General features: G+C 45.0%; 12 protein-coding genes. 4 read left to right on the top strand and 8 right to left on the bottom strand.

Translation table 11 applies throughout. The features are described 5' to 3' along the window. Window positions 1–20: 20 nt before the first annotated feature. The 4 genes from gldM to CIK96_RS09475 form a co-directional block, all read right to left on the bottom strand. Window positions 21–1,586 (bottom strand): gliding motility protein GldM, encoded by a 1,566-nt coding sequence (gene gldM, locus CIK96_RS09490; protein WP_094440466.1) that lies wholly within the window; start codon window positions 1,584–1,586, stop codon window positions 21–23. 28 nt (window positions 1,587–1,614) lie between these two features. Next, entirely contained in the window at window positions 1,615–2,295 is a 681-nt protein-coding gene (gldL, locus tag CIK96_RS09485; RefSeq protein ID WP_094440465.1) for a gliding motility protein GldL, read from the bottom strand. Between the two features lie 28 nt (window positions 2,296–2,323). Beyond that, a complete protein-coding gene (locus CIK96_RS09480) occupies window positions 2,324–3,721 on the bottom strand; it encodes an SUMF1/EgtB/PvdO family nonheme iron enzyme (RefSeq protein WP_173815120.1) in 1,398 nt (465 codons plus the stop codon). 124 nt (window positions 3,722–3,845) lie between these two features. Then, window positions 3,846–4,778: a type IX secretion system membrane protein PorP/SprF gene (locus CIK96_RS09475; protein WP_254047124.1), complete on the bottom strand. Its 933-nt coding sequence runs from the start codon at window positions 4,776–4,778 to the stop codon at window positions 3,846–3,848. A gap of 219 nt (window positions 4,779–4,997) precedes the next feature. Here CIK96_RS09475 and pelA point away from each other — a divergent pair, with 219 nt between their 5' ends. Further along, the gene (pelA, locus tag CIK96_RS09470) at window positions 4,998–7,100 is read left to right on the top strand and encodes a pectate lyase (RefSeq protein ID WP_094391294.1); all 2,103 of its coding nucleotides are present in this window, start codon (window positions 4,998–5,000) and stop codon (window positions 7,098–7,100) included. 352 nt (window positions 7,101–7,452) lie between these two features. On the opposite strand, the gene CIK96_RS09465 is transcribed toward pelA, so the two are convergent. Genes CIK96_RS09465 through CIK96_RS09455 form a run of 3 tightly spaced genes read right to left on the bottom strand, consistent with a single transcriptional unit; the run spans window position 7,453 to window position 8,866 of the window. Continuing rightward, window positions 7,453–7,674 (bottom strand): DUF2795 domain-containing protein, encoded by a 222-nt coding sequence (locus CIK96_RS09465; RefSeq protein ID WP_021852076.1) that lies wholly within the window; start codon window positions 7,672–7,674, stop codon window positions 7,453–7,455. Window positions 7,675–7,729: 55 nt separating this feature from the next. Next, window positions 7,730–8,293, bottom strand: a complete 564-nt coding sequence (locus CIK96_RS09460) for a cob(I)yrinic acid a,c-diamide adenosyltransferase (protein ID WP_094391626.1) — start codon at window positions 8,291–8,293, stop codon at window positions 7,730–7,732. Window positions 8,294–8,323: 30 nt separating this feature from the next. Then, window positions 8,324–8,866: a hypothetical protein gene (locus CIK96_RS09455; RefSeq protein WP_144007187.1), complete on the bottom strand. Its 543-nt coding sequence runs from the start codon at window positions 8,864–8,866 to the stop codon at window positions 8,324–8,326. Between the two features lie 785 nt (window positions 8,867–9,651). Between CIK96_RS09455 and CIK96_RS09445 the strand changes: the two genes are divergently transcribed. After that, on the top strand, window positions 9,652–10,014 hold the full coding sequence (locus tag CIK96_RS09445; RefSeq protein ID WP_371591522.1) for a BlaI/MecI/CopY family transcriptional regulator: 363 nt from the start codon (window positions 9,652–9,654) through the stop codon (window positions 10,012–10,014). A 48-nt stretch (window positions 10,015–10,062) separates the two neighbouring features. Beyond that, on the top strand, window positions 10,063–11,604 hold the full coding sequence (locus tag CIK96_RS09440) for a M56 family metallopeptidase (protein WP_094440463.1): 1,542 nt from the start codon (window positions 10,063–10,065) through the stop codon (window positions 11,602–11,604). 153 nt (window positions 11,605–11,757) lie between these two features. On the opposite strand, the gene CIK96_RS09435 is transcribed toward CIK96_RS09440, so the two are convergent. Continuing rightward, window positions 11,758–12,963: an IS256 family transposase gene (locus CIK96_RS09435; protein ID WP_094440462.1), complete on the bottom strand. Its 1,206-nt coding sequence runs from the start codon at window positions 12,961–12,963 to the stop codon at window positions 11,758–11,760. 465 nt (window positions 12,964–13,428) lie between these two features. On the opposite strand from CIK96_RS09435, the gene CIK96_RS09430 reads away from it, so the two are divergent. Beyond that, window positions 13,429–14,343, top strand: coding sequence for a FimB/Mfa2 family fimbrial subunit (locus tag CIK96_RS09430; RefSeq protein ID WP_094440461.1), 915 nt, complete (start codon window positions 13,429–13,431; stop codon window positions 14,341–14,343). Window positions 14,344–14,697: the final 354 nt, after the last annotated feature.

Here is a 14,697-nt window from a genome sequence, read left to right as displayed (position 1 = left end):
GGAGGTAGTTTATTGATGTATTATTTCACGATGATTTCCATCGAAGTATTCAATTTTCGGGCGATTCCATCGGGACCTACGGCGGTCACACGCGATACATAGAAGCGACGGTTGCGCTGCAAACGGCGTATCACATCCTTCTGGCGAGCAGAGAAATGTGCGCCTTGGCTTGCCACAGGAACGGCATTACCCATATTGTCGAAGAAGACGGTTTCGAAACTCTGTACACGGAAGGGCACATCGAGAATACCATCGTCGATGGCTGCGCCTATACCGTCGGTGCCTACGAGTTGGGCTTTCGACAGCGCACCACCATGGTAACGACTTCTGCCACCACCTTCGGCAGCTATATTAATATAAGGTGTGGGGTCGGGCAAACGACGCACACGGAAGGCGAAGCGCCCCATCTGTTGCGCACGACCACTGTTGGTGGAGGTGACGGTGATAGCCACTTCACTGCCAGGAGTAGTGGGCCGGGCAATATAGCGACCCGGACCGACGGGCTGCAAGGTGCCGCCTGTCATCGATGCCTGTATCTTGGTGACGGGAACACCCGGCACGGAGATGCTCAACGGATTGTTGTAACCGGCATAAAGCACATTCATCAACGAGGCGGAAACGGTGGCGGAGGGTTCTACCACCGTGTATTTTTGACTAAACTCACGGCGCACCATATCGCCACGACCGTTGGGCATCTGGATAAAACCCGATAGGGTGAAGTCGCCAGCACGGGTGGTGAGTGCCTCATAACGGCCGCCGGGCAACTGAACGGGACGACCGCCGATGAAAATCTGAGGATTCTGAGTGGTATCTACTGCTGCCATCACGATGCGGGCAGAAAAGCGTTCGCCTCGCACTACAGTTTGTGATTCGGGAATGACCAATGCACTGACGCTATTCACACGCAGGTCTTTCATATCGATATTGGCCATCAGACGGTGTAAAACCTCACCTTCGGCATGGCGCACATCGTTTTGCAATTTGGTCAGCATAGTGACGGCAGCAGACACAGGCATGTGGTCGAACATATATTCCTGCCAGTTTTTGCCTACGGCACGAGCCTCGGCAGAGGGTTCGGTGGATAGGCTTTGAGCCACCATGCGCTGCTGGGCACTGTCGGGAAGAAGCGTCAGTATATACTCGCGATAGCGCACTATCGTCTGGCGAAGGGCTTCGCCACGACCACTACCCACAGTGAGCATCACCGTTGAAGCTGCGTCGAGGTCTTCCTTCTTGCGGATGTTTAGCACATCGCCGTCGGGGCCATCGGCCTCGCAGACAATGGCTTGTTTCAACTCATCAGCCAACAGATAGAGCGAATCACTCATTTGGCGTACCTGCTGTGCACACTCAAACCACTGGCGAACCTTCTGCGGATTGCGCTTCATCTGTGCTTCAAAATCGGCATAAAGGGTGCGGTTTTCATCGGTAGCGGTCTGCGCTGTGCGGCGCAAACTATCTTCTACTACCGAAAAACCTTCAAGCACTTCGGTCGATACATTAAGCGCCAGCATCGCCATGAGGATGACATACATCAGATTGATCATCTTCTGACGGGGCGATAATGGACGTTTCTTGATTGCCATAATACGGAATTATTGGGATTTGAATGGGCTATTGCATCTTGTTTTGAACGGACATGGCCTCGATCATGCGGGCATAGATGCGGTTGAGTTCGGCTATCTGAGTGGCCATGTGGCGCGTCTGTTCGTTGATACTGTCTATTGTTCCGATCTGCGTACTGGCACTCTTGAGCTGCATTTCATAGACGCGGCTGATGCTGGTCAACGTGCGGTTGAGATTCTCCAACTCGGCGGTATAACCGGCTATCTGCTCGTCGAGACCTTCTGGAATCTGTGGCGCATGCCATTGTGGAATGTTGATATCACCCGAAACAGAGATAAATCCAGACGAAGAAACGCTACCCGACGGGGAAGACGAAGCGACGCCAGACGGAGAAGACGAAGCGGTGACAGACAATGAAGGCACAGTGGTTGCGGAGACAGAAGATGGTTCGTTAACCGCCATATCGCTATGAGTTTTCAGTTCCATGCCATCGGCTGTCTTGTCGAACGGACGGTCGAAAGCCGACAGGAAAAATACGAAGACCTCGGTTCCCATACCTAAATAGAGAAAGATATTGGCATAGGGAAGGTGGGTCAACTTAAAGAGTGTGCCTAAAATGACTATGGCTGCACCCCAACTGTAGGCATAGTTCAGAAAGGTTTGACCGGCTACGCTGTCCATCCATTTCTGTAGTTTATAGATGATATTCAACTTGCTATATTCTGTCATGGTGTTTCGTTTTTGAGGGTGAATATGCTTATTTTTTGTTTTTCACTTTACCGCTATTGGTATTAGCCATACTGCGCACACAGCGGAAACCGATGTAACTGCGTGGCTGATTCTGATACTCAAAGGTGCGCCAGGCGGAACGGACCATCGATTCGGGGTCTTTCCAAGAGCCACCTTTCACGGTCTTTTTCTTCATGCGGTAGGGATCTTCGGGTGCTGCATTGTAGCGAAGGTCGGGGTTGATATCGTTCATTTGTTCAACACCTGCCTCGGTATAGATGGTGCTGGTCCATTCGGCTACGTTGCCTGCCATATCGTAAAGTCCGTTGGAATTGGCATTATAGATGCCTGTGCGACTGGTAATGAGGTTACCGTCTTTGGTGTAATTACCGTTGTCGGGCTTGAAGTTGGCATAATAGCACCCGTTACCGGATGCCATTTCCTTATTGTCCCATGGAAATTCATTCTGGTTTTTACCACGTGCTGCATATTCCCACTCGGCTTCGGTAGGCAGACGATAGCGCTGCACATAGCGTGCTGCCTCGCCAAGACCACGCAACAGATGGGCAGTGCGCCAGGCACAGAAGGCATTGGCCTGTTCCCAAGTGACACCAACTACAGGATAGTCATTATAGGCGGCACTCGAATAGTAGAACCGCATATAGTTCTCATTGGCGGCATTGGGGAAATCGTTGACCCAACAGGTGGTGTCGGGATAGACATTGACAATATAGGTATTGAGGAAATCCCACGGACCGGTGTATTCGCGGTTGATGGTTTCTCGCACGATGCGACCTTCATCGTCGATATATGCCGTATCTTTGGATATCCAGATGCGCTCATTGGGATTGGGACGATAATCGGTATTCAACACGCGTTCTTGCGGATTGGTGCGGTATTTGCGCTTGGCTGCCTCGGCATAGTCGTATATTTCATACCGATAATTGAGTTGGCGCCAATCGATAAGTTTCTCACCCGTCACTGGATTGGTGGTGTATAGGCTTTCGAAAGCACGCTGTTCGTCCTCGTTAGGACGACGTGGCAACGGTTTTTTCCAATTGAGATGGGGAGTGACGGGATTGCCGTAACGGTCTTCTTCTATCTTATAGGTCTCATCGCCACCATAGTTTGGATCGGCTAAACGCTCGCGGATAATAGAGTCGCGGACGTAGCTGACAAACTGGCGATACATGGAATTGGTCACCTCGCGCTCGTCCATCCAGAAACTCTCCACCGAGATGTCGCGCACTGGTGTGCGTCTGCCCCATAGCGAATCTTGTTGCTCAATACCCATTTTGACATGGCCTCGCTTCACAAGGGTCATGCCGTATGGGGTCGGTTCGGCAAAGGTGCGACCACTATGGCCAGTCACTTCGCCACCTTGAGACGAACTGATTTTGGATCCAAGACAACTGGCAGCGAGCATTGCGAAGAGTAGAAGCAACGCGGGATGATACCAGCGGATGGTGTGTCTGACGTGTGGTATGTGTCGTAGTGTATTCATATCGTTTTTTATCTATTATGGTCTGTTGTTATATGTCTATTGTCTGTTACAGGATGCGGACACTCTGATGGCGGTTGCGGCGGCGAGGTCCGATGTCAATATTGGTTTGATAGCCCACGAAGAGTTCGTGGCTGCCATTGCCAATGCCAGTTCCTGTGGTGTACATCTCATAGCTGTAACCAATGTGTACGCCGTGGAAATTTCCGCCAATCATGGCTGTTACCGAGTTGGTGGGACTATAGCCCACTCCCCCATAGAGCATCTTTTCATCGTTGGTATAACGCAAACGGGCGGTGAAATCAGCTCGCTGCGAGGTGCCATCGGTATAGGCAAGCACGCTGGGCAATATCGCCAGATGGGGATTGCGCAATCGGAAAGTGTAGCCTGCAGTAAGATAATAGATGCGATCGACCTGTAACAAGCTGCGATTACCCATCTCTACCGCTGGGGCTGTGGCATGTAAAACAGAGACACCGACATACCAGTTGCGGTGAAGATAATAGAGTCCGCCACTGAAATCGAAGGCTGTACCATTGACATCGGCGGTGGGTAGCGCGGGATCGCTACTGTTTTCTGCATCAAGTTCGGAGCCTTTGAAACCCTCGCTCAATACTCCTGCCTGCAAACCGAAGCGCAGATGACCTCCAAACAAGCGGCACTGCAACGCATACTGCAACGCCATGCGCTTATGGGTGAAGAGTCCTATCTCATCGTTCAACAACTGTATGCCCACGCCATGGGTCATATTGAGCAGTCGGAAAGGCATGTCGGCTGCCAGATTCATCGTACGCGGATGCTGTTCATAGCCTGCCATGCTCAACTGATAGGCTCCCGTTATATTGATCTTGGACTCCTTGCCAACGGCGGCAGGATTGAATGATGGTTCCATTGCCCAATAATGTGCAAAAGACACATCCTGCTGTGCCAACACTCGCAGTGATGCCAACAAGAATATCCATATCAGCGGTAAACGTTTCACATAGAATATAACGACTTTTCTAACGATATATTGTGTAACGATACAGAAAATCGTAAGAGAACATGAGGACACAGGTAGGCGGCACCTCGGAAATACAAAAGAAAAAAGTGTTTTTCTTTTGTATTTCAGAGGTTTGCACTACCTTTGTAGGCACAATTACTATATTAGAAAAACAAACTACTAAATTGTATGGGAATAACAACTACTACTAAAATCAATCTGCGCAATAAGCGCATCGAGATGATGATCCTACTATGTTTTGCTTTTGTCATGGCAGCAACAGCACAAAAAGGCTACAAACAGGTATTGAGGGAAACTGATCCGCAGTTCTTCCGGACTGAGGAGGCACGACGTATAGGCGACCAACTCCTACTCTACCAACGTGTGACAGGCGGATGGCCTAAGAACATTGACATGGTGAAACGCATGACAGACAAGGAACGCGAACAGGTGATGGCGGAGAAATCAAGACGCAACGACTCTACTACCGACAATGATGCCACGACCACACAAATGATTTTCTTGGCACGACTCTACCAACAAACGAAGGATGAACGATATAAAGATGCGTTCTGCAAAGGGGTGAATTATCTGCTCAGCGGGCAGTATCCCAACGGCGGATGGCCGCAGTTTTGGCCTGTAATGCGCGACTATCAGATTCATATCACCTATAACGACCATGCCATGGAACACACCATGTTGATGCTGAAAGACATGGTGGAACAGCAGGAGCCCTATCAAGGAAAACTCATCACAAAGGAGATGCGCAAGAAAATGAAAGTGGCTTTCGATAAAGGTATCGATTGTATTCTCGCTACACAAATAAGACGCGACGGTAAACCTACGGTGTGGTGTCAGCAACACGATAGGGAAACACTGGAGCCTGCAAAAGCAAGAGCCTTCGAGTTGGCTTCGTTCTGTAGTTCGGAGAGTGCCGGACTGGTGCGTCTGCTGATGAGCCTGGATCATCCAAGTGACGAAGTCAAGACGGCTATCCACGGCGCTATGAAATGGTTTGACGACCACAAACTGACGGGAATGAGGGTGGCGCACATCGGAAAATGGGGATCGCCCTACCGCGACACACAACTGGTGGCTGACAAGAATGCACATCCTATATGGGCTCGCTTCTATGATTTGGAATATGGTGAACCGTTTGTTTGCGACAGAGATGGTGTGCCCAGAAGACATCTCTACCAGATTGGTAGCGAACGACGCAATGGTTATGCCTGGTACACCGAAGGTCCTTCGTCACTCTATGAAGATTACAACAAATGGGCAGAACGCTACGATCCCAAACATAAGGTGGCTATCAGTCTGCAAACCAAAGGTGGAAACGAGACGGGACTACTACAGTGGTTTAGAAAGCCAAAGGCGAACATGGCAGATTTTGATGCCATTGTCAATCCCGGAGACAGCATTCAACTGGCTATTGAGAAGGCGCCACAGCAACCTACCAAACCCTATAAGATTCTGATTCGCAAGGGTACTTACCACCAAAAGGTGGTAATCGACCGACCCAACATCGTACTGGTAGGTGAAGACCGCGACAGCACAATCATCGTTTTGGCTGAAACTGCTAAAACCAATAAAATGCCGGAATATCACGGAAAGCCTACTGGCAACGGTGTGATAGTACTTCAAGAGGGAGCTGACGACTGCGTGATAAGCGGACTGACGGTATATAACAACTACGGAACAACAATAGAAAACACCACTACACACCAAATGGCTATCTTCGGAAGAGCCACCAGAACCATCGTTATCAACTCTAATGTATGGGCGGACGGTAATGATGCACTGGCTTTGTGGGCAAAGACTGACGGCATGTACTACCACGCTGACCTGTATCTGAGATGTCCCGGTGTGGATTTCCTATGCCCCAGAGGATGGTGCTACGCCACCCGTTGCCGCTTTTTGGGCGATAGCCGCGCCATCATCTGGCACGACGGACGAGGTTCGAAAGACCAGAAACTGGTTATCAAAGACTCATATTTCGATGCTAAATCGCCTACCATACTCGGTAGATACCACCACGATTCACAGTTTTTCCTGCTCAACTGCAGACTGTCGAAACAGATTCTCGACACCAACATCTGCTATGCTTACAGCGACAAGGTGCTCGATCCATGTCCTTGGGGACTACGCACATACTATTATAACTGCTCGCGCGAAGGAGGAAATAGCGGATGGCTTAACGATAATCTGGAGGAATCGGAAGAGAAACCACTTTTCCATGCAGTCACTGCACTATGGACTTTCAAAGAGAAATGGGATCCAGAAGCACGCATACGCGACCTCTGGAACGTATTGGCGTATTGACCTCACGACAAGAAAATGCAAGATATAAACTATTGTTCCTACATGGGACAATGTGCTGGCAAACGCCAATGACTGCACTTGAAGAGACAGCAATTATCGTACTTGGACTGTTTCATGTGTGCAATAGTGGTGGCAATGTGGTCGAAGAGTGGTCGAAAACGTAAGCAAGAAATATTCGACCACCCATATAAAGCATTGTGATATAACTGCTTATAAGCAATGGTGGTCGAGTGGCCGAATCTTTGCGACGTCGCGTGTGCGTGCGCGCGCAAAAAACAGCGGTATGGGAACCTTCTCAAGATTCACATACCGCTATGTAACAGTTTAAACTGACAGGGGATGCCAGTAGTGTTTAATACTCGTCCTCGTTGAAAAGGAAATCTTCTTTGGTAGGATAGTCGGGCCAAATGTCTTCGATGCTCTCATAGACATCACCCTCGTCTTCTATCTCTTGCAGATTCTCCAACACTTCGAGCGGTGCGCCCGAACGGATGGCATAATCTATTAATTCATCTTTGGTTGCCGGCCATGGTGCATCTTCAAGTTTAGATGCTAATTCAAGTGTCCAATACATATTGCTTTTTTTTTATAGGTTTTTTATTTTGCCCGCAAAAGTAACATAATTTTTCTTATTTACAAACATTCTGCCATATTTTTTCACTCTGACCGGCAATATGATTGAGTTTTTTTGCAAAAACAAACAAATAATCGCTCAATCGGTTGATATATTCAGAAACTTCGACGGATACAGTAGCCTCTTTCGCCAACTCGCAGATGCGACGTTCGGCACGTCGGCATACCGTGCGACAAACATGCGCTTGCGCTGCTTCACGGGTTCCACCTGGCAATACAAAGCCTTGACGTTCGGGCAACATCGCCATAATCTCATCAACCTGACGCTCAAGCAATGCGGTTTCGCCCTCTGGCAAATGGGCTGAGGGATAAAGCGGTGTGGTATCTTGATTGGTGGCTAAGTTAGTGCATACGTTAAACAGATTGTTCTGGATACGTTGTATCATGGCCTTATCATCGCCTTCAGGCAACAAAGCTGCTAAAAGTCCTAAGTGGGACGATAGTTCATCGACGGTGCCATAGGACTCTAAGCGGGCACATGACTTACTTACACGTTCACCTCCGACAAGTGAGGTCTGTCCACCATCACCTCTACGGGTATATACTTTTGTTATCTTCATAGACTTAAAAGGTTATTATATTTATTATAATTAGAAATTCACACGATAATGATGTTTATAGCGATGACTGTCAAAAAGCACTATGCCACAATAATAGAGGTCGTAGGTTATAGTGACCTGCTCACATTCCTTGATATGGCGCCAGCGTTCAGTATTGCGATGAATGCCTTCCACAACAAGCACCGACTCTTCATCGGCATGACGTAACAGTAGGTCGGCATCGTCCTCTATCGTAATACGCGCCAACTGAAATGTACCACGATTGCCCATTGCTTCTTGTGGATAATCGGTCAGACGCATCTTGCGACAACCTGCATGCCACCATGCCTCATACTCGTCACGCAACATCACCGATGGTTGACGCCAGTTGGCAAGTCGGAAATACAGACGTCCTAACTTGCGCTCTGTAGCATTATGAGCAAGATTGTCCAATTCGTCATAGGCATAGTAAGGCCAGTGTTCGTTGATCACATAACGTACAAAAGCATAGTCGGTCGGCGACTGAATGCCGAAACCTCTACTGCAACCCATACGGCAGAGCCAAACCCATAACATGTTTAAACGTCCTTTCATAGTTCAGAAATTAGTATTTGGCATTATGATTGGGCCGTGACGACGCCCACTATGTGTCATTCGCTCCAAGGTTCTTCGTATCAATGGACCCATTGGCATCTCTACATTGATCTTGCCCATCTTGATGGAATCATTGTGCGAAACTTCAATGGAGTCACGTCGCATAGTCTCCATTCCATTTCGCTCCGCTGTTGTTTGCGCCATTATGCTATGATGCATCAAAAGCACAAACATAATCATCAGCATTCTACCTTTTCCCATTTTCATGTTCACAAAGGTAGTGCAAATCGAGCGAAATGCAAAATAAAAGTTCACTTTTATTTTCTTTTCCGAAATGCAGCCTACCTAAGACCGAAGGTCAAAGGTACGAATAAGCGAATAAAAAGCCAAATATATTTGAGTCTTTTGAGCACAAGTACCTATGAAAAGTACAATACCAATACTTTATACTGTCTATAGTCAATTGGGTTTAAAAAGCCAATAGACTATAAGATATGCCACTATTCCTACAAGTAATACTACAAACATAATGATACACTTACTGTTTTACTGCCCAAATTTACACATATTTCACCTAACAACAAAACTATTACCATAATTATTATGCATTGATGTTTCAATATAACATCTAAGAAACAAATATGGCCTAAGAATAAGAACTATACGTTACATAACTAACACTTTTAGTTAAATAACTAATCGTTTTAGTTTTATTAACTCAAAAAACTTGTAATAAACTAAAAGAATTAGTTACTTTGCAGCCATAAACATTAAAACAGAATAAAATGATGAAGACATTGACTAACAAAGAAGAGGAAATCATGGATCACTATTGGACACATGGGGATATGCAGATTCGCGAATTGCAAGCATGTTACGAAGATCCTAAACCACACGTGAACACATTAGCAACATTAGTAAGAATCCTTGAGGAGAAAGGATTTCTAGGGCATCGCGCCTTAACAGCACGCTGCTTCCAGTATTTCGCTAAAATCACACGCGAGGAATATCATCGTAATACGCTGATGAGTGTCGTGGATAGATTCTTCGGTAAATCATACCTGAAAGCCGTTTCCGCTCTGGTTAAAGAGGAAAAAATATCGATAGAAGAACTCAAGCAATTAATTAATACGATTGAGAAAGACTGATTTCAAAGAAAAAAGACCATTCAACAAATAATATAAAACCAATGTAATATGGGAATGTTATTTCTTTATTCTATCAAATCGGGAATATGCTTAATCGCATTCTACCTATTCTATAAAATGGGCTTAAGCAGAGAAACCTTCCATGCCTTCAACCGTAAGTCAATCCTGTTGATGATTCTTATGGCTTTAATAGTACCATTGATACAAGTGGAACTGAATAAAGAAACGCCAATGACTGCGGTGACGGTAGATTTTACAGAAATGCTTGCTACGGTACAACAACCGTTAGACTACCCGACAAAAGAACCAATTACCATGATACAACTCCTATTCTTATTATATATAATAGGTGTTGGAATATTTGCCGTGGTCTTCCTGTTGTCTCTATGGAAACTGCGATTCATTTTGCGCAGCGGAACAAGAACAGACAATGCACATGGGGAACATCTGGTAGTAATAGACCGCGATATCGCTCCTTTCAGTTGGTTCAACTATATCGTTGTAGCACGGAAAGACTATCAAGATCACCCTATGGAAATTCTAACACACGAAAGAGCACACATAGCTCATCACCATAGTGTAGATATATTATTGTGCAACATCATGCTGATTTTTCAATGGTACAACCCTGCAGCGTGGCTACTAAGACGCGAGCTACAGGAGGTTCATGAATACGAAGCAGACGAAGCTGTACTCGCAGAAGGTGTAGATGCACGCAATTACCAACTGTTGCTGGTGATGAAGGCTGTGGGAGAAGATAGATTTGCGTTAGCTAACAATTTTAATCATAATTCACTAAAAAAACGTATCACAATGATGAAAATGCAGAAATCGAATGGATGGAAACGTGCCAAACTGCTTTTGGCACTTCCTTTAACAGCAATAGCTGTTGTGGCTTTTGCCAACGAAAGTGTAGAATCAATGGCCGAGAAAATTGTTACTGAGAGTAATAATGCAGCGGTGGCAGTAGAAAACAATTTGCCTGTGCAACAAAATAACAAACCAGTAAAGAAGAAAAAAGCGCCCAAAAAAGAAAGCAAGAAGAAAGTCTATGACATCGTAGAACAGATGCCTTCATTCCCAGGAGGACCGAAAGCATTATATGAATACCTCGGGCGTAATGTGAAATATCCAGCAGAGGCAGCTGCTACCAATAAGAGCGGCAGAGTCATTGTAGCCTTTGTGGTAGATAAAAATGGTAATATTATAGAGCCAACCATTATAAGGAGCGTTTGCGAGCCCCTCGATAAGGAAGCGCTACGAGTAATAAAGGAAATGCCAAAATGGACACCAGGTAAACAGAACGGTAAAGCAGTAGATGTGAAATATGTAATACCCGTCTCATTCTACATAGGTACTATGACAACCAAACCAAATTCTGCTGCAAATAAAGAAGAGAATAAACAACCCAACACTACTTTGTACATAGTTGATGGTAAACGAATAGACAACATCAACACACTTAAACCAGATCAGATATCAAGCCTGCAAATCTTCAAAGACGCAGAAAATATCAAGAAGTACAGTGGTGATGAGAATACTGAAAACGTAATTGTAGTAACAACAAAGAAAAACGAAAATCTCAATTAATATAACTCATCCTCTTGAAAAAGAGCGTAAGCGCACAGACTGTGAAGCCGGTGGGGGGTGTAATTTAAACTGTGTCAAGGCTTGTTCTTAACTTTCATTCCCACTCCCTGCTGGGGGCATGCCCCCAGCAGGGAAGCCTTTTCGGCTACAAAGTTACATAATTTTAAATCTATCCCCAAATTTTATTGCCAATTGTTGAGAAATTTGTCCCCAATTTGCCAGTGGCATAGTCCATTTCTTACGGATGTTGCGGTAAGCTAAGTACACAAGCTTCTCCAAAGAATTATCCGTAGGAAAGACCCCTTTAGTCTTTGTGACCTTTCTTACCTGTCTGTGATACCCCTCAACCGTATTGGTCGTATAAATGAGTTTACGGATGGCTGGAGTATATTGGAAATACTCTGTCAGACGTTCCCAATTGTCACGCCATGACTTGATGACAATTGGGTACATCTCTCCCCACTTAGACTCTAACAGGTCTAAATTAGCAGCAGCGGAGTCTTTGTTTACTGCACCATATACTGTTCTTAAATCCTTGATAAACTCCTTTTGATGCTTACTGCCAACATACTTGATAGAATTGCGTATCTGATGGACAATACAGAGCTGCACAGAACTCTCAGGAAATACGCTTTGGATGGCATCCGGGAAGCCTTTGAGACCATCAATACAACAAATCAAGATGTCTCGAACACCACGGTTCTGAAGATCCGTAAGAACTTCTAGCCAGAAGTTAGCTCCTTCACTCTTAGACACATACATACCTAACAGTTCTTTTTGGCCTTCCTTGTTGATACCAAGAATGTTGTAAATGGCTCGTGTGACAGCTCTGCCATTCTCATCCTTTACCTTATAATGGATAGCATCAAGCCAGCAAATGGCATATACAGGATCGAGCATGCGAGACTTCCAGGCGGTGATTTCGGGTAATACACGGTCTGTTATAGAGCTGATAGTATCGGCTGATAGAGTTGTGTTGAACTCACGCTCAAAGTAGCTGCTGATGTCACGTGTGCTGGTGCCCATGGCGTACATCTCAATAATCTGGTCTGCCATACCATTGGCAAGAATAGTCTCACGCTTCTTTACGGTCTCAGGTTGGAAAGTTCCGTCTCGGTCACGAGGAGTCTCTATAGTGACCTCACCATATTTTGTTTGAACCTTCTTACTCATCTTACCATTACGACGGTTGCCGCAAGAGCGTTCCTCTTCACTTAAATGAGCGTCCATCTCACCTTCGAGAGCTGAGTTGAGAATACGCTCTAACAATGGAGCTAATGCTCCGTCCTTGCCAAATAAGGCTTCACCACTACGCAACTGCTGAGCTGCTTTCTTGTAATCAATTTCTAAGTTGTCCATAATATAAAAACTGTGTTAAACTACTTTTATTGTAGCTTGACACAGTTTAGTTTACACTCTCAGCCGGTGCGCTTTGGCGGTTTCGGTGATACGTATGATATACAAAACATTTTTATATTCTGTCTGATTCCGCCATATCTTCAATATGGTCTCATCGCTTACTCAATAGGAATTCGTCTATCCTTCGATTATTCTTCTACCGACTTGGATTATTCTTCAATAGAAAAGCAAACTCATGATAAGACACTTTAATACTAAATCAATCATCAGAGGCAATATAAAACTGACAGTTTTACCGTTTCTTCGCAAATAATTTCTTATAAACACCCATTTGACACTGCTATAAAAAGGACAGAATTAGCCATTTTTCGTTATATCAATACTGCTTTTTATACTTTTTTAAGAGTTTTTTCGTGCTTCGTATGAAAATAAACTTTAAATTTGCAGCATAAATTTATAAGGTCTATGCAAAAATTCTTTTTTTTATTGCTACCTTTGTTTGTAGCACATCTGTTCTCTTGTTCATCAGAGGACAACAACACAGTAGTGACAGAACCTGTCTCAGTAAAAGTCAGTTTTTCTGGATTTGATTTTTCAGTAGTTCCTGACCAAAATTTCGCAACGTCACGTGCAAGTGCTGCAGAAGCACAAGTGACCTGTATCGCATTTAAGGTTTTCGACGAAAACAACAAAGAGTTTTATGCAGAAAAGAAAACGAAAGGAACAAACGAGAACTTCGATCAGATTAATTGCGAACTTCCAGCTGGAAAATACACTTTCGTAGCTGTGGCACACAAGGCTAAAACTCCAAGTAACGGAGCTGCAAACATCGTATCTCCAGATAAAGCGGTCATCAATGATATCATACTCTACAAGAGTACCTATGCAACAACGATGTCTGTTGATATTACCAGAGGTGAACCTAAAGAGGTTACTATGAACTTTGGCAAACGCATCACAGCATCTTTCTCACTTTATATATCAGACCCCTACCCTGAAGAAGTAGATGAAGTGGAAATCATCATCGACCCAGATCAGAATGTAGGTACTCCAAACCAATACACTTTCAATCCATCTACTGGATTTAGTTTTGCAAAACAATCATACACAACTAATATCTACAAGAAGAATACGCCAAACAATTCATTCATAGACGGTCCAATGATTTCATGTTTTCTGACAGCAACAGAACAAGTTGTCAATGTAAAGGTCGATATGAAGGATAGTTCTGGCAAACTGATTCGCACGCGTACATTTAATGCGGTAACGCTGAAACAAAATTGTACGACCAAAGCAACAGGGTACTTCTTTACCAATTCTGTCAGTAATGGATACACATTCGACACGACTGACGATGAGGAGCTATCATACGCATTCTAACAATTATTGATTATAAGTCTAATCATTTCAGAACGTCCATTACTCCATCTATAGTAAAAGCAATTATTAAGATAAAGATCATCACTATATTTATTATATAGTGATGGGCTTTCTTTAAAGCCTTATTATCTCTCATGCGCCAGAACATATAACCGCACTCAGATACCACTCCGGGTTGACACGGAACACCATCATTTGCAGTAAACCTAAAATCCGCAACTATCATCCAATACACGATTAAGGGTAGATTTATGAGTCGTTAGTAGCAGCTTTCAGTAAAAAGCAACAGCACAACATCAATATGTAGCCACCATCCCCTTACCCCACGATGCGACTTGAGGTAATACGCAGATT

Source organism: Prevotella sp. P4-98 (assembly GCF_002251405.1).
Classification (GTDB): Bacteria; Bacteroidota; Bacteroidia; order Bacteroidales; family Bacteroidaceae; genus Prevotella.
This window is presented reverse-complemented; position numbering and strand designations above follow the sequence as displayed.

What these genes read in the sequence shown, in the direction of transcription:
- gldM (WP_094440466.1), bottom strand. Translation starts at nt 1,586, where the DNA reads ATGGCAATCAAGAAACGTCCATTATCGCCCCGTCAGAAGATGATCAAT.
- gldL (WP_094440465.1), bottom strand. Translation starts at nt 2,295, where the DNA reads ATGACAGAATATAGCAAGTTGAATATCATCTATAAACTACAGAAATGG.
- CIK96_RS09480 (WP_173815120.1), bottom strand. Translation starts at nt 3,721, where the DNA reads ATGCTCGCTGCCAGTTGTCTTGGATCCAAAATCAGTTCGTCTCAAGGT.
- CIK96_RS09465 (WP_021852076.1), bottom strand. Translation starts at nt 7,674, where the DNA reads ATGTATTGGACACTTGAATTAGCATCTAAACTTGAAGATGCACCATGG.
- CIK96_RS09460 (WP_094391626.1), bottom strand. Translation starts at nt 8,293, where the DNA reads ATGAAGATAACAAAAGTATATACCCGTAGAGGTGATGGTGGACAGACC.
- CIK96_RS09455 (WP_144007187.1), bottom strand. Translation starts at nt 8,866, where the DNA reads ATGAAAGGACGTTTAAACATGTTATGGGTTTGGCTCTGCCGTATGGGT.
- CIK96_RS09445 (WP_371591522.1), top strand. Translation starts at nt 9,652, where the DNA reads ATGATGAAGACATTGACTAACAAAGAAGAGGAAATCATGGATCACTAT.
- CIK96_RS09440 (WP_094440463.1), top strand. Translation starts at nt 10,063, where the DNA reads ATGGGAATGTTATTTCTTTATTCTATCAAATCGGGAATATGCTTAATC.
- CIK96_RS09435 (WP_094440462.1), bottom strand. Translation starts at nt 12,963, where the DNA reads ATGGACAACTTAGAAATTGATTACAAGAAAGCAGCTCAGCAGTTGCGT.
- CIK96_RS09430 (WP_094440461.1), top strand. Translation starts at nt 13,429, where the DNA reads ATGCAAAAATTCTTTTTTTTATTGCTACCTTTGTTTGTAGCACATCTG.